Origin of the sequence: Actinomadura roseirufa, from assembly GCF_900659635.1 — a bacterium.
In the GTDB taxonomy this organism is placed as follows: domain Bacteria; phylum Actinomycetota; class Actinomycetes; order Streptosporangiales; family Streptosporangiaceae; genus Spirillospora; species Spirillospora roseirufa.
In genome coordinates this window covers 14687-39170 of sequence record NZ_CAACVB010000050.1, presented here as the reverse complement: position 1 = coordinate 39170, position 24484 = coordinate 14687, and the positions used below count along the sequence as shown (strand labels likewise).

Here is a 24484-nt window from a genome sequence, read left to right as displayed (position 1 = left end):
ACCCGGTCGCGGCGCGGGCGTGGGAGCACGCACGGCGGCGGGTACCGGCGCCGGCGGCGCCCGGCGAGAGAGCGGCCCCCCACGCCCTCCGATCCGGCCGGGTGGCGCCGCTCGAGGGCGTGACCGTGCTGGACCTCGGGACGATCACGGCGGGCGCGGCCACCGGACGGCTGCTCGCCGACTACGGCGCCACGGTGATCAAGGTCGAGTCGGCGAGCCGGCCGGACCCGTTCCGGCACTGGCCGGTGGCGGGCCTGGTCCCGGGCACGAACGGCCTGGACGTCTCGCCCATGTTCGCGTCCAACAACGCGGGCAAGCTGGGCGTGGTGCTGGACCTCAAGACCGAGGAGGGTCGCGAGGCGCTGCACCGGCTGGCCGCCCAGGCGGACGTGGTGATCGAGAACTTCACCGTCGGCGTGACCGAGCGGCTCGGGGCCGACTTCGAGACCCTGCGCGCGGTCAACCCGAGGCTCGTCTACCTCTCGCTGTCCAGCCAGGGACAGGACGGTCCCGAGGCCGGCCGCAGGTCGTACGGGTCGACGCTCGACCTCCTGTCGGGGCTGGCCTCCGTGACGGGATACCTCGACGGCGGACCGATGTGGTCGTCCGCCGAGGTCAACTACCCCGACCAGGCGGCGTCCCTCTTCGGCGCCGGGCTCGTCGCCTACTGCCTGGAACAGGGCGTCCGCGGCGTCCACCTGGACGTCTCGCAGCGCGAGCTCATCAGCTGGACCCTCGCCGACCGGATCGCCGAGCACACGGCGACGGGCGTGCTTCCCGCGCCCACCGGCAACCGGCGCCCCGGCGCCACCCCGCACGACGTCTACCCCTGCGCGGGCGACGGCCAATGGGTCGCGGTCGCGTGCCGCGGTCAGGCCGCGCGGGACGCGCTGGCGGCCCTCATCGCGCCCGAGGTCCTGACGGGGAGGCCCGAGGAGTGGTGGTGGGAGCACGAGGCGCTCGTGGACGAGCTGATCGGGGCGTGGACCCGCGCTCGTCCCCGGGCCGAGTGCGTCAGCGCCCTGACCGGGGCCGGAGTGCCCAACGCGCCGGTGCTCTCGGCGGCCGAACGCGGGCGCGAACCGCGGTTCCGTGAGCGGCGGGTCTTCCTGGGCGACCACGGATCCCGCCGCAAGGGGTTCCCGTTCACGATGCGCGACTTCGCCCCGCCGGACCCGGCTCCGGCGCCGGCGCTGGGACAAGACCAAGAGGCAGTATTCGCGGACCCGGGTTTCACCGGCAGAAAGGAAACGGCATGAGTATCAACGGGCGGGCATTCCTTGCCGGCGCGTTCGAGCATCCGGGGCGGGAGCTGCCGAACGACTCGCTCGCGCAGATCCACGCCACGGTCTGCCTCGGTGCCCTGGCCGACGCGGGCCTGACGATGGAGGACGTGGACGGCTACTTCTGCGGCAACGACGCCGCGGGCGCCGGCTGGATCTCCATGGCCGACTACATGGGCCTGCGCAACCTGCGCTACATGGACGCGACGGAGAGCGGCGGCGCGTCGCCGATCTATCACGTCTCGCACGCGGCGGCCGCGATCGCGGCCGGCAAGTGCAGCGTCGCGCTCGTCTCCCTCGCCGGGAAGCCGCGCACCGGCATCCAGCCCGGCGGCGGCGGGCCGGTGGTGCCGGAGGACGGCTTCGAGGGGCGGATGTACGGCGTCGTGGGGTCCACGAGCACCTACGCGCTCGCCGCGCGCCGGCACATGTACGAGTACGGCACCACGAGCGAGCAGCTCGCGGAGATCAAGGTCGCCGCCACCATCCACGCCTCGCACAACCCGAACGCCTTCCTGCGGAAGGTGCTGACGGTCGAGGACGTGGTGAACTCGCCGCTCATCGCCGACCCGCTGCACCGTGCCGACTGCTGTGTGATCACCGACGGCGGCGGCGCCGTGGTGGTGGTGAGCCCGGAGATCGCGGCGAGCCTGCCCCGCGCGTCCGTGAAGATCCTGGGTTCCGGTGAGGCGGGCAAGATCGTCAACGGCGGCAGGACCGACCTCACCTACTCCAGCGCGGTCTGGTCCGCGCCGCGCGCCTTCGCGGAGGCGGGCGTGACGCCGGCCGACGTGGACTACGTGTCGATCTACGACAGCTTCACGATCACCGTGCTCATGATGCTGGAGGACCTGGGCTTCTGCGAGAAGGGCGAGGGGGGACGCTTCGTCCAGGACGGCGCGCTCGTCGCGCCGTTCGGGCGGCTCCCCTTCAACACCGACGGCGGCGGCCTGGCCAACAACCACCCGGGACACCGCGGGGGCATCACCAAGCTCATCGAGGCGGTCCGGCAGCTCCGCGACGAGGCGAACGAGGGCGTCCAGGTCCCCGACTGCCAGATCGCGCTCGTGCACGGCAACGGCGGCGACCTCGGCACCAGGATGCGGAGCGCCACGATGATTCTCGGAAGAGAGGACTCATGACCACAGTTCGCACCGACTCGGCACTCCCCGTTCCCGCCCCCATCATCAACCCGGACACGGCCGAGTACTGGGCCGCGACGCTCGAGGGCAGGCTGCTGATCACGCGCTGTTCCCAGTGCGGCGAGGCGAGCTGGTACCCGCGGCCCATCTGCCCGTTCTGCCACAGCACCGACACCGTGCTGGAACAGGCGAGCGGGCGCGGGACGGTCTACACGTTCAGCGTGGTCCGGAAGGTGCCGGGCCCGTGGGCCAAGGCCGCCCCCTACGTGCTCGCCTACGTCGAGCTCGAAGAGGGCCCCAGGATGATGACGAACATCGTGGACTGCCCCGTCGAGGACGTCTCCATCGGCGCCCCGGTCGAGGTCGCGTTCTTCGACACGGGCGAGGGATCCGCGCTGCCGCGGTTCCGCCTCGTGGACGCGTGAGAGAGACGAGCTGAAGGAAGACGACTGCCATGACGATCAACAAGATCTATCCCTCGCCCGAGGACGCCGTCGCCGACGTTCCCGACGGCGCGAGCGTGGCCATCGCCGGCTTCGGAATGGTCCACAGCTTTCCGTCCAGCCTCACCGTGGCGCTGCGGCAGCAGGGAGCCAAGGAACTCTGCATCGTCGCCAACTCCCTCGGCAGCGGGCCGTTCCGCTCCAACACCCTGATCGAGAACCACCAGGTCAACAGGTTGATCGTGTCGTTCTCCGCGCGGGCGGGCGAAGGGAGGTCCGCGGCCGAGGAGCAGATCTCGGCGGGCCGTATCGAGGTCGAGCTGGTCCCCCAGGGCACCCTGGTCGAGCGGCTGCGCGCCGGCGGCGCGGGCATCGGCGCGTTCTTCACCCGCACCGGGGTGGGCACCGCGATCGCCGAGGGCAAGGAGACCCGCGTCATCGACGGTGTCGAGCACGTCCTCGAGCACGGGCTCAAGGTCGACTACGCGCTCATCCGCGCCGATCGGGCGGATCGCTTCGGGAACCTGCAGTTCGGGGGCGTCGGCCGCAACTTCATGCCCAGCTTCGCCAAGGGCGCCCGCGTGGTCGTCGCCGAGGTCGACGAGATCGTCGACGGCGTGATCGACGCCGAGGAGGTCGGGCTCCCCGGCATCTTCGTCGACCGGGTGGTCACCGCGACGATCGACGTGCCGATCGAGGTCCCGGCCCGGCGCGAGGGCCGCACCGGGAGCAGTGCCCGGGAGTACAACGGCAAGCGGGCATGGACAAGGGACCAGATGGCCGAGATCGCGGCGTCCCTGCTCCCCGAGCCCGGCTACGTGAACCTCGGCCTCGGCATCCCCACGCTGATCTCGAACTACGTCGAGGGCCGCGACATCGTGCTCCACTCGGAGAACGGCGTCCTCGGTTACGGGCAGGTGGCCGCGCAGGACGAGTTCGATCCCGCCGTGTACAACGCCGGCGGCCAGTACGTGACGTTGCACGACGGTTCCTCGTTCTTCGACAGCGTCACGTCCTTCGAGATGATCCGCGGTGGCCGGGTCGACGCCGTCGTGCTCGGCGCCTTCCAGGTGGACGGTCAGGCGAACATCGCGAACTGGAGCGCCCCCGGCATGGTCGGCGGCGGCATCGGCGGAGCGATGGACCTCGTCGCGGGCGGGCGCACCGTGATCGTGCTCATGACCCAGTGCGACGCCAAGGGACGGCCCAAGCTCGTCGAGCGGACCGACTACCCGCTGACCGGGCGCGGTCTCGTCGACATCGTCGTGACCGACCTCGGCGTCTTCCGCTGGCAGGGCGACCGTTTCCGGCTCGACACCGTCGCTCCCGGCTTCTCCTTCGAAGAGGTCGCGGCGCTGACCGAAATGGACGTCGCCCTGCCCGCGGAGTAGGTCACCGGACGTCGATGGCGAGCGTCTTGACCTGGCTGAACTCGTCGATGACCCAGCGGCCGCCGAGCCGGCCCCGGCCGGACCGCCGTCCGGCCGCACCGCCGAACGGCAGGCTGTACTCCCAGTAGTTGGAGGAGTCGTTGACCACCACCAGCCCGCAGTCGATGCGCTCGCCCATCCGGAAGGCCTTGGAGAGGTCGGTCGTGAACAGCGAGCCGACGAGCCCGAAGTCGCCGGCGTTGGCCGCGGCGACCATGTCCTCCTCGTCGTCGAAGACCGACAGCGAGGCGACCGGGCCGAAGGTCTCCTCGCTGAAGAGGGCGGCGTCACGGCCGACGGAGGTGATGACGGTGGGCGAGAAGAAGAAGCCGTCGTCGCCCTGGACCCGCTCACCACCGGTCACGACGTCCGCGCCGTGCTCCTGAGCGTCCTTGATCAACCTGTCGAAGCGAGCGATGCTGGACTCCAGGTGGACCGGCCCCATGGTCACCTCGGGGTCCAGCGGGGAGCCCACGACCGTCTCCGTGGCCCGTTTCGCGAGCAGCCGGGTGAGCTCGTCCGCGCACGACGCCGCCACCAGCACCTTGCCGGCGGCGCTGCACACCTGGCCCGCGTTGAAGAACGCCGCATTCGAGATCGCCGCCGCGGCGATTTCGAGGTCGGCATCGCCGAGAACCAGGATGGGCGAGTTTCCACCCAGTTCGAGCAGGAGCTTCTTCTGCCAGGCCGACTTGGCGATGGCTTGGCCGGTTCCGCTGCTACCGGTGAAGCCGACCCCGACAATTCCAGGGTGCGTCACCAGATGACTGGCGACGTCGACCTCGTCCGTGATCACCAACTGCACCAATTCCTGCGGAAAATCCGCCGCGAGGAGGATCTCCCGGAATTTCGCCGCCACGACGGCCGTGCTGGGGGCCGGCTTCCACACCACGGCATTGCCGGACGCGAGGGCCGGGCCGAGGTACTCGACCGGAATGTTCACCGGGAAGTTCCAGGGGGTGATGACCGCCCACACGCCCATTCCCTCGCGCCGCACGATCGCCCGCTTGTTCGTGTCCTGCACGTGCGGGGTCTCCCCGCCCAGGGCGAGAACGGACTCCGCGGCCATCTCCAGCCCGCGAACCGCAAACAGCACCTCGCCGCGGGCCTCGGCGATCGGCTTGCCGTGCTCGGTGGAGAGCACCCCGGCGAGCTCCTCATGCGAGGCGAGCAGCGCCTGAGCTGCTGAGCGGCACCACGCGGCGCGGGTGACGGCCCCCGCGCCGCGGGCCTTCTGGAAGGCCGCCCCGGCGCTGGCGACGGCGGCGTCCACGTCCTGTGCCGACGCCGCCGCCAAATGGGCGAACGGCCGACCCAAGGCCGGGTTGACCGCCGGATACCGCTTGTCGCTCTCGCGCCACGATCCGTCGATCCAGGACACGAAGAGGTCGCCACTAGAAGGCGCGTCAAATGTCATGACAATCCTTTCTTGGGAGCCTTTATTCTAGCAACCTCTCACTCAGATAAATAGGGGCATGGATAACGAGCTCAGCGCACCGAAGGTCGGTAAAATGCTGCGCCGAGAACGTCACCCGGTGAACATTTTCACCGGCGCTTCGAGTGAGCGATCACAGCATGGTCGCCACCGTTGTCGCACCAGACGTCGCACCACGACCGGGCGTCGGCGGCCACCACCGCGAGCAGGCCAGCGGACAAGGGCCGAGCATCCCCGGCGGACAGAGCGACCCTAATTACCCAAGGCAGCTTGAATCCCATACAGCATTAGGTCCAACCCCAGCCACAAAAAGAATGTGCATGCGCCCGCCACGAGGACTTTAACAACGAACCCTCCAAATGAATACCAAAATAGCGGGGCCGGATACATCCCACTTCCGCCGCATTCGGAGCACAGCACACCCAGAAGCAAGATATTCCGACGCCCTTCGACGCCATACCCGCAACAGACGGGACAGAGTGAGTTCAGGCTCGGCAGCGGACGCCCGGAGATCAACCTCAGCAACTCTGCTCCATAAAGCAGAGGTTCAAATGACAGAGCCACCATAACGGGGACGAGTGCGAGCGCGAGCAAGGCGAGCGGAGCATAGGCCCCATCATAAGAATCTCCCGGACACACGGGAAACGCTAATCCCTTTTCTCCGGTCACGGCCGCCGCCAACCGATCGAGGCCGTCCTCCAACGCGATCGAGCCAGCACCGAAACCTCGCGACAGAATAATAAGGGGGCCATCAAGCACCATGCGAAAAATGCGCACCAGAGCGTTGGCCAGTGGCGAGGGGGGAACTTGCAGCGCAGTGAGAATCAAGCCCACCAGCAATGGCGCAGTGAAGACCGCGACGACTGCCCCGACGATCCCGTCGGCCATTCGTGCCGGCCGTCCCCACGTCTCCCGCTCAAGAAGTACGGCCATACGCTCTGTTGCTCGAAGGTAGCGAAGCGGGAGGAGGATAACGACGAAGCCGAACGCGAACAGGTCAAAGAACTCCAGTTCGGCGCGAACGTATCTCCCGCACGCAGTACCCTCACCAGACGAGTCCCTGGTGGCCACCGCTATCAGGACTCCGACCAGGATGGCGCCAAAGAATTTCAATGGAGCGGACGCGATAAACCCCTCACGAAACCCACGAACAGCGGCGCGAACAATAAAGAGCATCGGCCACACGAAGAGAAATACTTCAACCAGAATAATGCGCACAAATTCGTGCATCTCAACAACTCCGGCCGCCTCAAAGAGGCTTACTAATGTGTCGCCCTCGCGTACCCGCAAACTTCTTGCCACAGCGATCACCGCCGCCCTCCGAGCGGGCGGTTTCATCACTTGGACGCCAGGGTCGGCGACGCGGTTGTATATGATCTCGGCCGGCAGTTGAAATCTATCCTCAGGGAAACCTCGGCCATACCAGAGGCGAGGGGCGGGATCGGGGTGAGTCAGGGGCTAGTGGGGGTCGTTGGTGTTCAGGATTTGCACTGCTTCTTCGTAGCTGCCGCGGGACTCGGCGTGGCGGAGGAACTTCACGCGCTCCACCTGGATCTCCTTGGCGTCGGGCTGGGTCTCCAGGAGGGCGACGACCTCGGTCACGAAGTCGTCGAGGGGCATCGCGAAGTCGCTGGTCTCCTGACCGGGGAGCAGGGTGGTCTGGACGGACGGGGGGACGAGCTCCACGACCTTGACCGTCGTGTCGGCCAGTTGCAGGCGGAGGGACTCGCTGAGCATGTGGATGGCGGCCTTGGACGCGTTGTAGGTCGGGGTGGCCTTGAGGGGGGTGAAGGCCAGGCCGGAGGAGACGGTGACGATCGTCGCGTCCGGGCGGGTCTGGAGGTGCTCGACGAAGGCGGCGATGAGGCGGATGGGGCCGAGGACGTTGGTCGTCAGGACGGACTCGGCGTTGGCGAGGATGGAGTCGGGCCGGTGCCAGTCCTCGACGCGCATGATGCCGGCCATCGTGACGAGGACGTTCAGGTCCGGGTGCCTGGTGAGCACGGTCTTCGCGGCGGACTCGATGCTCGCGGGGTCCGTCGTGTCGATCTGGACGGTGTCGATCCCCGGGTGCTCGGCGGCGATGCTCCGGAGCCGGTCGGCACGGCGGCCGCCGATGATGACCGTGTTGCCCTTGGCCCGGAGCGCGAGGGCCAGGGCGAGGCCGATGCCGCCGGTGGAGCCGGGGATGAAAATGGTGTTGCCGGAGATGTTCATGGCTCCGATCCTGCCGGGACGGCGCGCGCGGGGCAGAGAGCGGTCATCGGGGGATCGGCGGTCCCTGGCTCGGTCGCGCCGGTCCCGGATAATGGGGGCATGGATCGTGCAGCGATGGCGGACTTCCTGCGCCGGCGCCGCGAGGCGCTGCGCCCCGAGGACGTCGGGCTTCCCGCCGGGACGCGGCGGCGCGCTCCAGGTCTGCGGCGCGAGGAGGTGTCGGCCCTCGCCGTGATGTCGACCGACTACTACACCCGGCTCGAGCAGCAGCGCGGGCCGCAGCCGAGCGAGCAGATGCTCGGCGCGCTGGCGCGGGCGCTGCGGCTGACCGGCGAGGAGCGCGCCTACCTGTTCCGGATCGCGGGACGCAGCGCGCCCGAGCAGGTGGCGGCCGCGACGCGGGTCGCGCCCCAGCTGCTGCGGGTGCTCGACCGTCTCGACGATACGCCCGCGCTCATCCTGTCCGGCCTCAACGAGACGCTCGTGCAGAACGCGATGGCCGTGGCGCTGTTCGGGGACCGGTCGGGCCTCACGGGCCTCGCGCGGAGCGAGATCTACCGGTGGTTCACCGATGCCTCGGAGCGGCTGCGCTATCCCGAGGGCGACCGCGACCGGCAGAGCCGCGCGCAGGTCGCGAACCTGCGGGCCGCGTACGGGTCGATGGGGCCGCGGTCGCGCGCGGGCGAGCTCGTCGGGGCGCTGCTGAAGGCGAGCGCGGAGTTCGCCGGGCTGTGGGAGCGGCACGAGGTCGCCCAGCGGTACGCGGACCACAAGACGCTCATCCACCCCGAACTGGGCGCGATCGAGGTGGACTGCCAGGCCCTGTTCACCGAGGACCAGTCGCAGGCGCTGCTCGTGCTCACCGCGCCTCCCGGCTCCGAGGGCTTCGAGAAGCTGCAGGTGCTCGCGACGCTGCGGCCCGCCGGGGCCGGTTCGCGCCGGTAGCGGCGAATTTCATTCCAGGATCGTCCGTGAATCGCTGGAATGGACACCCGGCCGGTCCGCGTTCCTGGCCGCATGAGGGCATCGGACGCCCCCTTCGGATGGATTCTCTTTACAGTTCTTCCCTATAAGCGGCATTGGATCAGTGGTCCGGTTCGGTCCATTGGTCCGCGTGATCTCATGGCGCGGGGGGCGGAGTGATCGGGAATGATCCGAGGTGGGGTTGGGGGCTCGTCGGGGGCCTGGTGACGGCCGGCGGGCTCACGCTCACGGCGCTGGCGTGGAACCTGGAGACGGCCAGCTGGGTGGCCGGGTGCCTGGGGGCGGTCGTCGCCGTCGTCTTCGGGCTGCTCCCGCTGCTGCCGAGCGGCGGTTCACCGATGCCGACGCCGATGTTGCGCAGGCAGCGCGTCATCGCCGGGGGCACCGTGGGCATCACCGTGCTCGTGGCCGCCGCCCTTGTCGGGTTCGACGTCGATCTCTCAGCGGATCCGAAGCCGACGAGCACGCCCAGCTCGACCTGGGAGCCGAGCGCGTCTCCCCCGACCAGAGAGGCGAGCCCACCTCGCCCGAGCGGAGGAACGAGCACCTCCGAAGCGAAAGGGGAAACAGACGGCCCGCCCATTCGGGAGCCGGGCCCCGGATTCAGGGACACCGGCTGCGCGTACGAGGTGACCAACGACAGCGCCAAGGGGGCCCAGCCGTACCAGATAACCCGGGTCGGAGGCGTTGACCAGCCATTTCGGCCGAGCAAGCACTATCTCTGGAGCATCGCCGTGGTCATCGGCCACCGAGACGAAGAGCACCCGGAGGATGTCACGCTGGGCATTTTCAACGGCAAGGATACGGTGTTCCAGAAGTCGACCCCCATCACCAACAACGCGACCACCGAGATTCGTTTTTCTCCCCAGCGGGTGGTTCCCGGGAAGACTTATACGGTGCGGGTCATCAATTCTTCGGGCATCACCCTCGGCGTTTACATGGCACCGCGCCGGGTCGCCGAGCATGCGGAGCGCCTTGGCCAGGCCGAAGTGCATGGACAGGAACGCCTCGCCGATGGGCCGCGTCCTGATGTGCTCACCGGATGCGTCGGTGAGGCAGAGCGGATCTGACCCGGCCTCGCGTCATGTCGGTGGGTCCCCGTCGGGCCAGGCACCGGAGAGCGTGCGGGTGACGGCCGCGCTCAGGACCCGGACCCCTTGCGTCGAGTTCGGTTCCAGGCCCGTCAGGTCGCGTACCCGCCGCAGCCGGTAGTCGAGGGTGCGCGGGTGGATGTGCAGGGTCGCGGCCGTCAGCAGCCGGTTCATGTCGTGGCGGTAGTAGGCGTCGAGGGTGGCCAGGAGGGCGGGGCCTCCGGAGAGCCGGCCGGACACCTCGCGCAGCCAGCCGTCGACGTGCGGGAGGTGGGCGGTGCCGAGCTCGACGAAGACGTCCGCCATGGTGTGGGTGCGGCTCGGGACGGTCTCCAGCGGCGCCGCGGCGCTGACCTGGCGCGCCATGGACGCGGCGCCGGCGAGCGCCCGCACGGTCCCGGCGGCGGTGCCGACCGCGCAGGGCCGCGCCGCCATCTCGGCGAAGTCGCGGGCCAGGGCGAGGGCGCGGTCCGGCGGCTCGCCGTCGCGGGACGGCACCAGCGCCACGAACTCCTCCGGCCGGTGCCAGGTCATCGGGGTCAGATAGTGCTTGAGGAGGATCTCGATGATCTCCTCGTGCGGTTCGCCGGCGGCCCGGTCCCCCGCGACTCGCACGACCGTCACCACGTACCGGTCGGCGAGGGTCATGCCGAGGCCGCCGGCCAGGGCGGGCGCGGTGGGGTCGTCGGCGAGCAGCAGGTCGGCGAGCATCTCGACGCGGGTGAGGAACGGGATGAAGTGCTTCTGCCCGTCCATGAAACCGCAGGTGTAGGCGTGCCCGGCGATGGCGCCCTGGGTGCCCAGCCAGCCGAGCATCCGCATCAGGTCGTCGGTGTCGTCCGCCCCGGCCGCCTCCTGGACCTCACGCAGTGTGAGGGCCGAATGGAGCGCGAGGACACCGCGGTGGGATTCCAGCGACACGCCCTTTTCTCCGCGTTCCCGGCCGACGGACGTGATGAATTCCAGGTCGTCGCCGGTGAAGGGCTCGTCCGCCGCGGCGAGGTCGGCCGTGCGCCGCCGCAGGACCACCGCGAAGTCCATCAGCGTGGCGCGTCCCCGCCCGCCGTAGGTCATGGAACGGTATTCGGCGAGCCGATGGGTGTAGACCTCGACGGCGCGCCGGGCGTTGGCCTCCACCCGTGCCCTGAGGTGCTCGAACATGTCGCCCATAGCGGCGTACCGCCCATCGCGGGAGATGTCTGAGGCAGCCGATACTAATCAATGGAACCCGATTCCAATAACGCGCTGGCATAATGTGGACGCACCGCCGTGCACGGTTGACAGCACTGATTCATCGGCCCGACATGCACTATTACAAGATCATCACATGTGGCCGCTTTACGTGTTCGTAATATTGAAAATATTCACGCGCATCGATCACGTGGAGAACATGGACGACCACTCGTGGAGAACCGGTCACCGAATGGCGTCGAACACAGCCGTGCCGTGCCCGGCGGCGCCGCTTCCCCGCCGGGCGGCCCACGACCGGGGGCACTCGCGCCGTCCCGGGCGGCCGGCCCGCTTATCGAGGCTTAACCCGACGTCGGTCATGCTCGGGACATGCGTGTTCTGATCGTCGAGGACGAGCGTGTGCTGGCGGACACGATCGCAGAGGGGCTCCGCGAGGAGGCCATGGCCGTCGACGTGGCCTACGACGGGGACGAGGCCCTGGAACGCACCTGGCACACCGAGTACGCCGTGGTGGTCCTGGACCGGGACCTGCCGACCGTCCACGGGGACGAGGTGTGCCGGCAGCTGGTGGGGCGGCGGCACCCGGGGCGCATCCTGATGCTGACGGCGTCCGGGGACGTGGACGACCGGGTGGACGGGCTGGCGCTCGGCGCCGACGACTACCTGCCCAAGCCGTTCGTGTTCGGCGAGCTCGTGGCGCGGGTGCGGGCGCTGGCACGGCGGTCGGGGACGCCGGTGCCGCCGGTGCTGGAGCGGCGGGGCGTCCGGCTGGATCCGCATCGCCGAAGGGTCGCCCGGGACGGCCGGGAGCTGCGCCTCACCCGGAAGGAGTTCGCCGTGCTGGAGGAGCTGCTGCGGGCCGAGGGCGGGGTGGTGAGCGCGGAACGGCTGCTGGAGCGGGTGTGGGACGAGAACATCGACCCGTTCAGCAACATCGTCCGGGTGACGATGGCGACGCTGCGCCGCAAGCTCGGCGAGCCGCCGGTGATCGAGACGGTGACCGGCGCGGGCTACCGGCTGGAGGCGTGATGAGAAGGCTGAGCGTGCGCACCAGGCTGACGCTGGTGTACGGGTCGCTGTTCCTGGTGATGTCGGCCGTGCTCGTGGCGGTGACGTACCTGCTGACCGTGCGGACGATGGAGCAGCGCCTGTCGATACGGACGGGCGCCGCGCCGGGGACGGTGGCGGACCTGCGGAAGCTGGGCACGCCGGACGTCGTGAACCGGCTGATGGCGCTGAAGGCCGAGTCCGACCGGCAGCTGGCCCACCAGAAGGAGGACATGCTGCGGCAGCTGCTGCAGAGCTCGCTGGTGACGATGCTGGTGCTCGGCGTCCTCGCGGTGGTGATCGGGTACGTGGTGGCGGGGCGCATGCTGCGCCCGCTGCACACGGTGACGGCGACGGCGCGGCGGCTGTCGGAGAGCACCCTGCACGAGCGGATCGCGCTGGAGGGGCCGCAGGACGAGATCAAGGACCTCGCGGACACCTTCGACCGGATGCTCGACCGGCTGGACAAGGCGTTCGACGCCCAGCGCCGATTCGTCGCCAACGCCTCGCACGAGCTGCGCACGCCGCTGACCATCAACCGGACGGTGCTGGAGGTGGCGCTGGCGAGCCGGAAGAACCCGCCGGAGACCAAGGCGCTCGCGGACGTGCTGCTCGGCAACACCGCGCGGCACGAACGCCTCATCGAGGGGCTGCTGCTGCTCGCCCGGTCCGAGCGGGAGCTCGGGACCCGGACGGGCACGCCGCTGCCGGACGTGGTGCGCAGCGCGCTCGACCAGCTCGACGGCATGGACGCGTCCGTGGACGTGGACGCGCGGCTCGAACCCGCCGTGGTGACCGGCGACCCCGTCCTGCTGGAGCGGTGCGCGGTGAACCTGCTGGAGAACGCGGTGAAGTACAACGTGCGGGACGGGCGGGTCTGGGTGGCGACGGGGGTCCGGGACGGCGAGGCGTTCCTGCGGGTGGTCAACACCGGCCGTCCCGTCCCGTCCTACGAGGTCGGGGCGATCTTCGAGCCGTTCCGGCGGCTGGGCGGCGACCGGGTCGGGTCGGCGGACGGCGCGGGGCTCGGCCTGTCGATCGTGCGGGCGGTGGTCGGCGCGCACGGCGGCGCGATCGAGACGGTGCCGCGCCCCGGGGGCGGCCTGTCGATCACCGTCCGGCTGCCCGCGGCGGCGGCCGCGCGGGAACCGGCCGCGCTGACCGCCTGACCGGGCCGGTCACGGGGGCCGGGCCGGTGGCGCGTCCGGCGCGCGGCCGGCCCGCGATCGGAGGAGACTGGGGCGGGGCGGCCGCGCGGCAGTGGTTACCGGCGGGTACGATGGATGGGTTACCAGCGAGTAGCACCGCTGCGACGCCCCGCTTGCCCAGCCCCGCTGCCCCACCCGCTGCCACACAGGGAGGACGACCCCGTGCCTCGCACCGCACGCGACGTCGTGTTCGTCGACGGCGTCCGCACGCCGTTCGGCAAGGCCGGCCCGAAGGGCCTGTACGCGCAGACCCGCGCCGACGACCTGGTCGTCCGCGCGATCCGCGAGCTGATGCGCCGCAACCCGTCCCTGCCGCCCGGGCGGGTGGACGAGGTCGCGATCGCGGCCACCACCCAGATCGGCGACCAGGGCCTGACCATCGGGCGGTCGGCCGCCGTCCTGGCCGGGCTGCCGAAGAGCGTTCCCGGCTACGCCGTCGACCGGATGTGCGCGGGCGCGATGACCGCCGTGACCTCCACCGGCGCCGGCATCGCCTTCGGCGCCTACGACGTCGCCATCGCCGGCGGCGTCGAGCACATGGGCCGGCACCCGATGGGCGAGGGCGTCGACCCCAACCCGCGGTTCCTCGCCGAGAAGCTGGTCGACCCGTCCGCGCTGGTCATGGGCTCGACCGCGGAGAACCTGCACGACCGGTACCCCGAGATCACCAAGGAGCGGGCCGACGCCTACGCCGTGCGCAGCCAGCGCAAGGTCGCCGCGGCCTACGCCGACGGGAAGATCCAGCCGGACCTCGTCCCGGCCGCGGTGCGCTCGGCCGAGCTGGGCTGGGGCCTCGCCACCGAGGACGAGCCGCCGCGGCCCGGGACGACGGCGGAGGGCCTCGCCGCGCTGAAGACCCCGTTCCGCGTGCACGGCAACGTCACCGCGGGCAACGCCGCCGGGCTGAACGACGGCGCGACCGCCTGCCTGCTGGCCGCCGAGGACGTGGCGGGCGAGCTCGGTCTCACCCCCCGGATGCGGCTGGTCGACTTCTCCTTCGCCGGTGTGGAGCCCGAGGTCATGGGCGTCGGGCCCGTCCCGGCCACCGAGCGCCTGCTCGCCCGCAACGCGCTGGGCATGGACGACATCGGCCTCATCGAGATCAACGAGGCGTTCGCGGTGCAGGTGCTGGCGTTCCTGGAGCACTTCAAGATCGCCGACGACGACGCGCGGGTGAACCCGTGGGGCGGCGCCATCGCGCTCGGGCACCCGCTGGCCGCGTCCGGGGTACGGCTGATGAACCAGCTGTCCCGGCTGTTCGAGGAGCGCCCCGACGTCCGGTACGGCCTCACCACGATGTGCGTCGGGATGGGCATGGGCGGATCCGTCCTCTGGGAGAACGTCATCTGGGAGGGTGCCAAGTGAGCACCGGCATCAAGGACCTCTTCGCCGACGAGGTCGTCACCCACGCCCTCGTCCGGGACGTCGCGCTCCCCCGCGGCGCGGGCACGCTCGCGCTGATCACGCTCGACAACGGGTTCGACCACACCAAGCCGAGCACGTTCGGGCCGAACGGCCTCGCCGAGCTGGACGCGGCGCTCGACGCCGTCGCCGCCCGCGACGACATCGCGGCCGTCGGGGTGACCGGAAAGCCGTTCGTCTTCGCCGTGGGCGCCGACCTCAAGGGCGTCCCGCTGATCGGCGGACGCGCGGACGCCCTCGCCATCGGGCGGCTGGGCCACGACGTGTTCCGCCGCCTGGGCGAGCTGCGCGTGCCGTCGTTCGCCTACTACAACGGCGCGGCGATGGGCGGCGGCGTCGAGATCGGGCTGCACTGCACGTACCGGACGATCTCCACGGGCGTGCCGGCCTTCGCGCTGCCCGAGACATTCCTCGGCCTGGTCCCCGGCTGGGGCGGCACGTACCTGCTGCCGCGGCTGATCGGCGCGGAGCGGGCGCTGGAGCTCATCGTCCACAACCCGCTGGCGCAGAACCGGATGCTGAAGGGCCCCCGGGTCCACGAGCTGGGCATCGCCGACGCGATCTTCGAACCGGCCGACTTCCTGGAGGAGTCGCTGGACTGGACGGCCCGCGTCCTCACCGGCGAGACCGCCGTCCGGCGGCCCGAGACCGACACCGGAAAGGCGTGGGACGACGCCGTCGCGGCGGCCCGGTGGACCGTCGACGCCCGGCTGCACGGCGCCGCGCCGTCCTACGTCCGGGCGCTGGACCTCGTCGCCGCCGCCAAGGACCGCACCCGCGACGAGGGCTTCGCCGCCGAGGACGAGGCGCTCGCCGACCTCATCATGGGCGACGAGCTGCGCGCCGGGCTGTACGCCTTCGAACTCACCCAGAAGCGCGCCAAGCGGCCCGCCGGGGCGCCCGACAAGGCCCTGGCGCGGCCGGTCACCAAGGTCGGCGTCGTCGGCGCGGGCCTGATGGCCTCCCAGCTCGCGCTGCTGTTCGCGCGCCGCCTGGAGGTCCCCGTGGTGCTGACGGACCTGGATCAGGACCGGCTGGACAAGGGCGTCGGCCACGCGCACGCGGAGGTCGAGGCGCTGCTCGGCAAGGGCCGCGTCACCGCCGACAAGGCCGCCCGGCTCAAGTCCCTGATCACCGGCTCGCTCACCAAGGACGCCTTCGCCGACGCCGACTTCGTCATCGAGGCGGTCTTCGAGGAGATGGCGGTCAAGCAGAAGGTGTTCGCCGAGGTGGAGGAGCACGTCTCGGCCGAATGCGTGCTCGCGACCAACACCTCCTCGCTGTCGGTCACCGAGATGGCCGCCGGGCTGCGCCACCCCGAGCGGGTCGTCGGCTTCCACTTCTTCAACCCCGTCGCGGTGCTGCCGCTGCTGGAGGTCGTCCGCGGCGAGCGGACCGGCGACGCGGCGCTGGCCACCGCGTTCGCCACCGGCAAGGCGCTGCGCAAGTCGTGCGTGCTGGTCCGGGACGCCCCGGGCTTCGTGGTCAACCGCGTCCTGCTCCGGCTGCTCGCCGAGATCGTCCAGGCGGTGGACGAGGGCACCCCGATCGAGACCGCCGAGCGCGCCGCCGCGCCGCTCGGCCTGCCGATGCCGCCGTTCGTGCTGATGGGGCTGGTCGGCCCGGCGATCGCGCTGCACGTCAACGAGACCCTGCACGCCGCGTTCCCCGGCCGGTTCCCGGTGTCGGCGGGCCTGGCCGCGATGGTCGCCGCGGGCAAGCCGGGGGTCTACCTGCCCGACTTCACCCTCGACCCGGAGGTGGTGGAGATCTTCTCCGGCGGGACCGCCCCGTCCACCGAGGAGCAGGTGCTGGAGCGGGCCCTCGCCGCGCTCGCCGACGAGATCCGCGTCATGCTGGACGAGGGCGTCGTCGCCGCCCCGCAGGACATCGACCTGTGCATGATCCTCGGTGCCGGGTGGCCGTTCCACCTCGGCGGCGTCACACCGTACCTCGACCGGACGGGCGTCGCGGAGAAGGTCACCGGCAAGCGGTTCCTCGACCCGGGCGTCGCCTCGGTGCCCGCCTAGCGGACCGGAACGGGCGGGCCCCCTCTCATAGGGAAGGGGCCCGTCCCTCCGGCCGGTCCCGGCGACGACCGGCCGCATACCGGACGGCGACGACCGCCCGCCGCGCGCCGATCAGCGCCGCCAGGGCCACGGCCACCGGAACCAGCGTCTTCCCCAGCGCGGACAGGCCCTCCCCCAGGGCGTCCCACTGATCCGGCGCGCCCGCGGCGCGGCCTACCCCGCTCGAGATGGCGTAGCTCCCTCCCGGCCCTTCCAGCCAGCTGCCGATCAGCGGCCACTCCCGCCATACCAGCGGCGCCATCAGGACCGCGCCGGAGACGCCCGCCGACACCGCGGCGACCGCGGCCATCCCCTCCCGCACGGCCCAGCGGGTGTGCGCGTCGACCAGCGCCGCGCCCGCCGCGACGGCAAGGACGATCAGCGCGGGACGCGGGGGCTGAGCGAAGGCATGGAACAAGGTCATGCGCTCACCCGCCCAGGCCGCGGTGAGCGCGAGCACCGCCATCGCCGCCACCACGAACGGCTCCCGGAACCGCGCCGGTGACCTCCGCTCGCCCCGCCATGCCGCGGGGACCAAGGCGGCCGCGGTCGCGGCGCCGAGGACCACGGCGGCCAGGCACGCCCAGTCACCGATCCTCGCCAGCGCCGGGTACGGTCGCATGTCCATCTGCCCGAGCGGCCGGGTCAGCTCACCGCGCAGCCAGGCGCCGGTGCAGGTGGTGACCCACGCGGGCTTCGGCAGGTCCTCCAGCACCGCGAGCACCTGCCCCGCGAACGGGAGCGCCGCCGCCGTCACCGCGCCGCCGGGGCGTGCCCGCCGGGCGAGGACGACCGTGCCGACCGCGGCCACGGCGACGATCAGTGGCACGGGCACCCGATCCCACCACCCGAACAGGCTGTAGGGCAGCCGATTCCGGATCGCGTGGGTGACGGCACAGGCGAGACCGACGACGGCGGCCGCGAGCTGCGCCCACATCAGGAGTAATGGGACGGCGGGGCGGCGGAGGGCGGGGACATGCGGCGAGAACGCGGTCATGGGGCGTCTTCCTGGTGGGGAGCATCGAAAGGAAGGGGGCCGCCCTCGCCCGGAAGGGTACTCCGCCCACGGACACCAGAGGATCAACGCGACGAACTTCGCCGCGCTCCGGTCACCGTCACGACGATGTCGAAGCCGATATCGGCGAACAGCACAGCGGCGGCCTCACCGGACGGCCGGTCCGGACGGGCGGCGTGGACTGAATCAGGCCGAATTTTCCGCTGTTTCCCCAGGTTCCGGGCGGTCCGGGCATCTCTTGATCTTAAAGCGCGGGTTCGCGGGCATAGGTGTGTCGCCTGCCGATCACAGAGCGCGAGGAGCCGCGAGAATGAACCTGTTCCGCACGAAGTCGGTCGAGCAGTCGATCCGCGACACCGAGGAGCCGACGCATCGGCTCCGCCGAGACCTGTCGGCGTTCGACCTGCTCGTGTTCGGCGTCGGAGTGATCATCGGGACCGGGATCTTCGTGCTGACCGGGCAGGTCGCGCGGGACAAGGCCGGGCCCGCGGTGGCCCTGTCGTTCGTCATCGCGGCCGTGGTGTGCGGGCTGGCGGCGCTGTGCTACGCCGAGTTCTCCTCCACCGTCCCGGTCGCGGGCTCGGCCTACACCTTCTCCTACGCGACGCTCGGCGAGTTCCCGGCCTGGGTCATCGGCTGGGACCTCATCCTCGAACTGGCGCTCGGCGCCGCCGTGGTGGCGGTCGGATGGTCCGGCTACGCCGACTCGCTGCTGAGCGACGCGCACGTGCACCTGCCCGCCGCGATCCTCCATCCGCCGGGCGAGGACGGCGGGGTGGTGAACGTCCCCGCCATCCTGCTGGTGCTGGTGGTGACGACGCTGCTGGTGCTCGGCGTCAAGGTGTCCTCGCGGGTCAACGCGGTGGTCGTGACGATCAAGCTGTTCGTCGTCCTGCTGGTGATCGGGGCCGGGCTGTTCTTCGTCAAGGGCGCCAACTACCACCCGTTCATCCCACCCGCGGAGTCGAACACGACGGTGAAGGGCGGCGCGGCGCCGCTGATGCAGGTGCTGTTCGGGATCACGCCGGTCAGCTACGGGTGGCTCGGCGTCCTGGCGGCGGTCGCCGTGGTCTTCTTCGCCTACATCGGCTTCGACATCGTGGCGACCGCGGCGGAGGAGGCGCGCCGGCCGCAGCGGGACCTGCCGATCGGGCTCATCGGGTCGCTGCTGGTCACCGCCGTCCTGTACGCGGCGGTGTCGCTGGTCGTGGCGGGCATGCAGAACTACAAGGACCTGAGCGTCGGGGCGCCGCTCGCCGACGCGTTCCGGGCCGTCGGGCACCCCGGGTTCGCGACCGTGATCAGCTTCGGGGCGGTGGCCGGGCTCACCACCGTCGTGCTGATCCTGCTGCTCGGCCAGAGCCGAGTGTTCTTCGCGATGAGCCGGGATGGCCTGCTGCCCGCCCGGCTCGCGGTCGTGCACCCCCGGTTCGGTACCCCCTACCGGTCCACGATCATCATGGGCACGCTCGTCGCGGCGCTGGCCGGGTTCATCCCGCTGGCCAAGCTCGCCGAGCTGGTGAACATCGGCACGCTGTTCGCCTTCCTCGTCGTCTCGATCGGCGTGCTGGTGCTGCGGCGGACGCGGCCGGACCTGCCGCGCGCCTTCCGCACCCCGCTGGTGCCGTTCGTCCCGATCCTGTCGGTGCTCGCGTGCCTCTTCGTCATGATCAATCTTCCGGTGGAGACCTGGCTGCGGTTCTTCGCGTGGATGGCGCTCGGCACCGGCGTCTACTTCGCCTACGGGCAGCGGCACAGCCGCCTGGTGAAGGCGGACGCCCGCGCTCGGGCCGAAACCCCCAGACCGGTTCAGTCGTGAGCCGGGTCACTGTGTCCTTCCGGACGCGGGCTCGGCACAATGGCCCGCATGGCAGATGCTGTGCGCGTCGCGGTCGTGGGCTCCGGTCCGGCGGGGCTCTACACCGCCGAAGCACTCGTCAAGCAGACCGGCGGAGACGTCCGGGTCGACGTCCTGGACCGCCTCCCGACTCCGTACGGCCTGGTCCGCTACGGCGTCGCCCCCGACCACACCTCGATCAAGTCGATCGCCCGGTACCTGCAGAAGGTGCTGGAAGGCCCCCAGGTCCGCTTCTTCGGCTGCGTTGAGCTGGGCCGCGACCTGACCCGCGCCGACCTGCTCGGCTGCTACGACGCGGTCGTCTACGCCACCGGCGCCATGGTGGACCGGCACATGGGGATCCCCGGCGAGGACCTGCCCGGCAGCGTCGCCGCCACCGACTTCGTCAACTGGTACTGCGGGCATCCCGACGCCGCCGACCACGCCTTCGACCTGTCGGTCGAGGAGGTCGCGGTCATCGGCGTCGGGAACGTCGCCGTGGACGTCGTGCGGATCCTCGCCAAGACGGCCGACGAGCTGCGCGCGACCGACGTCCCCGAGCAGGTCATCGAGGCGCTGTCGGCCAGCCGCGTCCGGCGCGTCCACATGATCGGGCGGCGCGGGCCCGCGCAGGCCAAGTTCACCACCAAGGAGGCCCGCGAGCTGGGCGAGCTGTCCAACGCGGGCATCCACGTGAGCCCCGCCGACATGGAGCTCGACCCCGCCAGCGCGGAGCTCGCCGAGGCCGACCGGCACGTCCGCGGCAACATCAAGGTGCTGCGGGGCTGGACGGGCGAGCCCGCGGGCCGTCCCCGCCGCATCGACGTGCGGTTCTGGTGCGCCCCCACCGAGATCCTGGGCACCGGCCGGGTCGAGGGCCTGCGGCTGGAGCGGACGCGCCTGGACGAGTCCGGCCGCGTCGCCCGGACGGGCGAGTTCGAGACGCTGCCCGTCGGCATGGTGCTGCGCTCGGTCGGATACCAGAGCGTCCCGCTGGAGGGCGTCCCGTTCGACGAGCGCGCCTACGTCGTCCCCAACGACGGCGGCCGCATCCTCGCCCCGGACGGCTCGCCCGTGCCCCGCGAGTACGTCGCGGGCTGGATCAAGCGCGGCCCGACCGGCGTCGTCGGCACCAACAAGTCGGACGCCGCCGAGACCGTCCGGAACCTGCTGGCCGACCTGGACCCCGGCCGGACCCCGCCCGGCGGCACCGTCGAGGAACTGCTGGAGTCGCGGGGCCTGCCCGTCGTCACCTACGCCGACTGGCTCAACCTCGACGCCGCGGAGATCGCCCTGGCCCGCAGCCTCGACCGCGGGGAGCGGGTGAAGCTGGCGCGGTGGGAGGCGATGACGTCCGCGTGCCGCCCCTCCCGGCGTTCCGGCTAGTTTCCTCCCGGGAGCGCCCGAAGAAGCAGCCGGGAAAGTAGTGACGGGCGTGTGACGGGGGCGCTACGGTGCGCTTGTGACCGGCGGTCCAGAACTGTACGGGTTCCCCCCACCCGAGACGCTGCCCGATCTGAGGTGGCTGGGCCCGGACTACGTCTCCGTGCTCGTCCGCGACCTGACGCGGGGCCTGCTGCGCCAGGACCCCCGGACGTCCGTCCTCGGCGTCCGCTGCGAGGGACGGCCCGACCTGCGGCCGTCCGCCGACCAGTCGGGCGTCATCCGCTCCCACGACGCCAGCTTCCCGCTCCAGATCTACCTGAAGGACGGCGCGGGACGCCCGTTGCGGCTGCGCGGCCGGTGGACCTACTCCGGCCGCGCGCTCGGCACCGCGAGGGCGGTCGTCACCCATTCCTGGCAGCTGGAGTCCGCCGAGGGCGGCTGAGGCCGCGCGCGGACGCGCGGCCCCGCGCGGTCAGTCGGAGTCGGAGGTGGCGGGCTCGCGGGCGTCGGACGAGGTGAGCCGCGCGACCGCCTCGGTGATGTCGCGGGCCAGCGCCTGCGGGGTGAGGCCGATGTCGGCGAGGATCTCGGCGCGCGCGGCGTGGTCGAGGAACTCCTGCGGGATGCCGAACGTGCGGATCGGGGTGTCGACCGCCGAGTCGCGCAGCAGCCGTGCCGCGGCGTCGCCGACGGCGCCGGTGCGGCCGTTGTCCTCGGCGACGGCGACGAGGGCGTGGTCACGGGCGAGCACGGCCAGCTCGGGGTCCAGCGGCTTGACCCAGCGCGGGTCCACCACCGTCACGCCGATGCCCTGGGCGGCGATCAGCTCGGCCGCCTCCAGCGCCGTCGCGCCCATCGAGCCCACGGCGACCAGCAGCACCCCGGCGCCGTTGGACCCCTCGTGCCGGGCGAGCACGTCCATCCCGCCGGCCCGGCCCACCGCGTCGATGTCGGCGATCACCGGGCCCTTGGGGTAGCGGATCGCGGTCGGGCCGTCGGAGACGTCGACGCACTCGCGCAGCAGCTCGCGCAGCCGCGCGCCGTCGCGCGGCACGGCCACCCGCAGGCCCGGGACCAGCTGCAGGATCGACAGGTCCCACATGCCGTTGTGGCTGGCGCCGTCGTCGCCGGTCACCCCGGCGCGGTCCAGGGCGAACGTCACGGGCTGGCGGTGCAGCGCCACGTCCATGAGCACCTGGTCGAACGCGCGGTTGAGGAAGGTGGCGTACACCGCGACGACCGGGTGCAGGCCGCCCATCGCCAGGCCCGCGGCGGAGGTGACGGCGTGCTGCTCGGCGATGCCGACGTCGTAGATGCGGTCGGGGAACGCCTCGGCGAACGGCGCCAGCCCCACCGGGTACAGCATCGCGGCGGTGATGCCCACGACGTCGCGGCGCTCCCGCCCGATCGCGACCATCTCCGCGCCGAACACCGACGTCCAGCCGGGGCCGCCGCCCTTCGGCACGGGACGGCCGGTGGCGGGATCGAACGCTCCACCGCCGTGCATGCAGTCCTCGGCGTCGTTCTCCGCCGGCGCGTACCCGCGGCCCTTGCTGGTGATGCAGTGGACGATCACCGGGCGGCCGAACCCGCGGGCGCGGCGCAGCGCGTGCTCGACGGCGTCCTCGTCGTGGCCGTCGATCGGGCCGACGTACTTCATCCCGAGGTCCTCGAACATCGCCTGCGGCTGCAGGACGTCCTTGAGGCCCTTCTTGATGCCGTGCAGGGCCTCGTAGGCGACGGCGCCGACCACCGGGGCCTTCGGCACGGTCTTCTTGATGAGGTCGAGCGCGTGCTCGTAGCCCTGCGTGACGCGCAGGTCGGCCAGGTGGCTGGCCAGGCCGCCGATCGTCGGCGAGTAGGAGCGCCCGTTGTCGTTCACCACGATGATGACCGGCCGGTCGGTGCCGGCGGCGATGTTGTTGAGCGCCTCCCAGCACATGCCGCCGGTGAGCGCGCCGTCGCCGACGACGGCGACGACCGCGCGGTCGTCCTCACCGCGCAGCTGGAACGCCTTGGCGAGCCCGTCGGCGTAGGACAGGGCGGTCGAGGCGTGCGAGTTCTCGATGAGGTCGTGCTCGGACTCGGCGCGGCTCGGGTAGCCCGACAGCCCGCCGCGGCGGCGCAGCAGCCCGAAGTCGTGCCGGCCGGTGAGCATCTTGTGGACGTACGCCTGGTGCCCCGTGTCGAAGAGGATCTTGTCGTGCGGCGAGTCGAAGACCCGGTGCAGCGCGATGGTGAGCTCGACCGCGCCGAGGTTGGGACCCAGATGCCCGCCGGTTCTGGAGACGGCGTCGACGAGGAACTCGCGGATCTCGACCGCCAGACGGGGCAGCTGAGCGGCGTCCAGTCGCTTGAGGTCCTCGGGACCCGTGATCGACTCCAGCAGGCTCACGCGTGTCAACTCCTCCATCGGGGACGCGGTCCCCTCTCCCGGGGCTCCCCTGTCTCGGGCCGTTCCGAGTTTAGTCCCGGTTCGCCCGCGCGGCGGCGCAAGGCGCGTTGCCACCGGGTGTGAAACAACTGACCCGCGGCGGCCGGATGGGGTAGGAAGGGAGCATGGGCGTCGAAGAGATCGTGCTGCTCAACGCTGAGGACCAGGCCGTCGGAACGGCCCCGAAGGCCGCCAGCCACCACCGAGAGACCCCGTATCATCTCGCTTTTTCCTGTTATGTGGTGGATACGCGCGGGCGCGTCCTCATCACACAGCGCGCCTTGGGGAAGCGGACCTTCCCCGGCGTCTGGACGGGAAGCTGCTGCGGCCACCCCGCGCCCGGCGAGGGGCTGCGCGACGCGGTGCTGCGCCGCCTGCGGGACGAGCTGGGCATGCCGGACACCGCGCTCGCCGAGGCGTCCCTGACCTGCGTCCTGCCGCGCTTCCACTACCGGGCCGTCGCCGAGGACGGGACCGTCGAGCACGAGCGCTGCCCGGTCGTGCGCGCGGTGGTGCCGGCGGGCTCGCCCGTCCTGCCGAACCCCGAGGAGGTGGAGCAGGCCGAATGGTGGACGTGGGAGCAGTGCCTGGCGCTCACCGGCCGCCCGGACTCCTCGCCCTGGTACCGGCTCCAGCTCGCCGAGCTGGCGCCCCTCGGCGCGCCGCGGGAATGGCCGGACGCCGGCACCGCGCCGCTGCCGCCCGCGCTCGCCTGGTGACACGGCCGGGAGCGATCCCGTCCCATGATCCACATTGGCCCCGCCGACACGTCAACCCACCCGGCTCACCGCGCGTCACACAGGTGATCCACAAGGATCGGCAGGGGCAACGCGCTCGCCTGCTTCGTTGG

At 71.3% G+C, this 24484-nt stretch carries 20 protein-coding genes; 14 read left to right on the top strand and 6 right to left on the bottom strand.

Going from position 1 to position 24484, the window contains the following annotated elements:
- From E1291_RS13935 to E1291_RS13920, 4 genes are all read left to right on the top strand, one after another.
- Positions 1 to 1259: CaiB/BaiF CoA transferase family protein (locus tag E1291_RS13935; RefSeq protein ID WP_207400728.1), on the top strand; the 1259-nt coding region annotated here is incomplete at its 5' end.
- A complete protein-coding gene (locus tag E1291_RS13930) occupies positions 1256 to 2425 on the top strand; it encodes a thiolase domain-containing protein (protein ID WP_131738206.1) in 1170 nt (389 codons plus the stop codon). The genes E1291_RS13935 and E1291_RS13930, both read left to right, overlap by 4 nt.
- A complete protein-coding gene (locus E1291_RS44605) occupies positions 2422 to 2850 on the top strand; it encodes a Zn-ribbon domain-containing OB-fold protein (RefSeq protein WP_131738205.1) in 429 nt (142 codons plus the stop codon). The genes E1291_RS13930 and E1291_RS44605 overlap by 4 nt, the downstream gene beginning before the upstream one ends.
- A gap of 29 nt (positions 2851 to 2879) precedes the next feature.
- Positions 2880 to 4259, top strand: a complete 1380-nt coding sequence (locus E1291_RS13920; protein WP_207400727.1) for a 3-oxoacid CoA-transferase — start codon at positions 2880 to 2882, stop codon at positions 4257 to 4259.
- Position 4260: 1 nt separating this feature from the next.
- On the opposite strand, the gene E1291_RS13915 is transcribed toward E1291_RS13920, so the two are convergent.
- From E1291_RS13915 to E1291_RS13905, 3 genes are all read right to left on the bottom strand, one after another.
- Positions 4261 to 5715, bottom strand: a complete 1455-nt coding sequence (locus E1291_RS13915; RefSeq protein ID WP_131738204.1) for an aldehyde dehydrogenase family protein — start codon at positions 5713 to 5715, stop codon at positions 4261 to 4263.
- A 270-nt stretch (positions 5716 to 5985) separates the two neighbouring features.
- Positions 5986 to 7044 (bottom strand): hypothetical protein, encoded by a 1059-nt coding sequence (locus tag E1291_RS13910; RefSeq protein WP_131738203.1) that lies wholly within the window; start codon positions 7042 to 7044, stop codon positions 5986 to 5988.
- 147 nt (positions 7045 to 7191) lie between these two features.
- A complete protein-coding gene (locus E1291_RS13905) occupies positions 7192 to 7950 on the bottom strand; it encodes an SDR family oxidoreductase (RefSeq protein WP_131738202.1) in 759 nt (252 codons plus the stop codon).
- Positions 7951 to 8049: 99 nt separating this feature from the next.
- Between E1291_RS13905 and E1291_RS13900 the strand changes: the two genes are divergently transcribed.
- Positions 8050 to 8895, top strand: coding sequence for a helix-turn-helix transcriptional regulator (locus tag E1291_RS13900; RefSeq protein WP_165495103.1), 846 nt, complete (start codon positions 8050 to 8052; stop codon positions 8893 to 8895).
- Between the two features lie 242 nt (positions 8896 to 9137).
- On the top strand, positions 9138 to 10004 hold the full coding sequence (locus E1291_RS13895) for a hypothetical protein (protein ID WP_131738201.1): 867 nt from the start codon (positions 9138 to 9140) through the stop codon (positions 10002 to 10004).
- A gap of 12 nt (positions 10005 to 10016) precedes the next feature.
- Here the strand turns inward: E1291_RS13895 and E1291_RS13890 are convergent, their stop codons facing one another.
- Positions 10017 to 11186, bottom strand: coding sequence for a PucR family transcriptional regulator (locus E1291_RS13890; protein WP_207400726.1), 1170 nt, complete (start codon positions 11184 to 11186; stop codon positions 10017 to 10019).
- A gap of 399 nt (positions 11187 to 11585) precedes the next feature.
- Between E1291_RS13890 and E1291_RS13885 the strand changes: the two genes are divergently transcribed.
- The 4 genes from E1291_RS13885 (at position 11586) to E1291_RS13870 (ending at position 16923) form a co-directional block, all read left to right on the top strand.
- Positions 11586 to 12245: a response regulator transcription factor gene (locus E1291_RS13885; protein ID WP_131738199.1), complete on the top strand. Its 660-nt coding sequence runs from the start codon at positions 11586 to 11588 to the stop codon at positions 12243 to 12245.
- A complete protein-coding gene (locus E1291_RS13880) occupies positions 12245 to 13432 on the top strand; it encodes a sensor histidine kinase (protein WP_242614130.1) in 1188 nt (395 codons plus the stop codon). The genes E1291_RS13885 and E1291_RS13880 overlap by 1 nt, the downstream gene beginning before the upstream one ends.
- 201 nt (positions 13433 to 13633) lie before the next feature.
- Complete coding sequence (locus E1291_RS13875; protein ID WP_131738198.1) at positions 13634 to 14836, top strand: thiolase family protein; 1203 nt, start codon at positions 13634 to 13636, stop codon at positions 14834 to 14836.
- Entirely contained in the window at positions 14833 to 16923 is a 2091-nt protein-coding gene (locus E1291_RS13870; RefSeq protein ID WP_131738197.1) for a 3-hydroxyacyl-CoA dehydrogenase NAD-binding domain-containing protein, read from the top strand. Before E1291_RS13875 ends, E1291_RS13870 begins: the two co-directional genes overlap by 4 nt.
- A gap of 25 nt (positions 16924 to 16948) precedes the next feature.
- On the opposite strand, the gene E1291_RS13865 is transcribed toward E1291_RS13870, so the two are convergent.
- Positions 16949 to 17959, bottom strand: a complete 1011-nt coding sequence (locus E1291_RS13865; protein WP_131738196.1) for a hypothetical protein — start codon at positions 17957 to 17959, stop codon at positions 16949 to 16951.
- 328 nt (positions 17960 to 18287) lie between these two features.
- Between E1291_RS13865 and E1291_RS13860 the strand changes: the two genes are divergently transcribed.
- The 3 genes from E1291_RS13860 (at position 18288) to E1291_RS13850 (ending at position 21642) form a co-directional block, all read left to right on the top strand.
- A complete protein-coding gene (locus E1291_RS13860; protein ID WP_131738195.1) occupies positions 18288 to 19796 on the top strand; it encodes an amino acid permease in 1509 nt (502 codons plus the stop codon).
- A 39-nt stretch (positions 19797 to 19835) separates the two neighbouring features.
- The gene (locus tag E1291_RS13855; RefSeq protein ID WP_131738194.1) at positions 19836 to 21200 is read left to right on the top strand and encodes an FAD-dependent oxidoreductase; all 1365 of its coding nucleotides are present in this window, start codon (positions 19836 to 19838) and stop codon (positions 21198 to 21200) included.
- A gap of 76 nt (positions 21201 to 21276) precedes the next feature.
- Complete coding sequence (locus E1291_RS13850; RefSeq protein ID WP_131738193.1) at positions 21277 to 21642, top strand: hypothetical protein; 366 nt, start codon at positions 21277 to 21279, stop codon at positions 21640 to 21642.
- 30 nt (positions 21643 to 21672) lie between these two features.
- On the opposite strand, the gene dxs is transcribed toward E1291_RS13850, so the two are convergent.
- Positions 21673 to 23595, bottom strand: a complete 1923-nt coding sequence (gene dxs, locus E1291_RS13845) for a 1-deoxy-D-xylulose-5-phosphate synthase (RefSeq protein ID WP_131738192.1) — start codon at positions 23593 to 23595, stop codon at positions 21673 to 21675.
- A 164-nt stretch (positions 23596 to 23759) separates the two neighbouring features.
- On the opposite strand from dxs, the gene idi reads away from it, so the two are divergent.
- The gene (gene idi, locus E1291_RS13840) at positions 23760 to 24353 is read left to right on the top strand and encodes an isopentenyl-diphosphate Delta-isomerase (RefSeq protein WP_131738191.1); all 594 of its coding nucleotides are present in this window, start codon (positions 23760 to 23762) and stop codon (positions 24351 to 24353) included.
- The last annotated feature ends 131 nt before the right edge of the window (positions 24354 to 24484 follow it).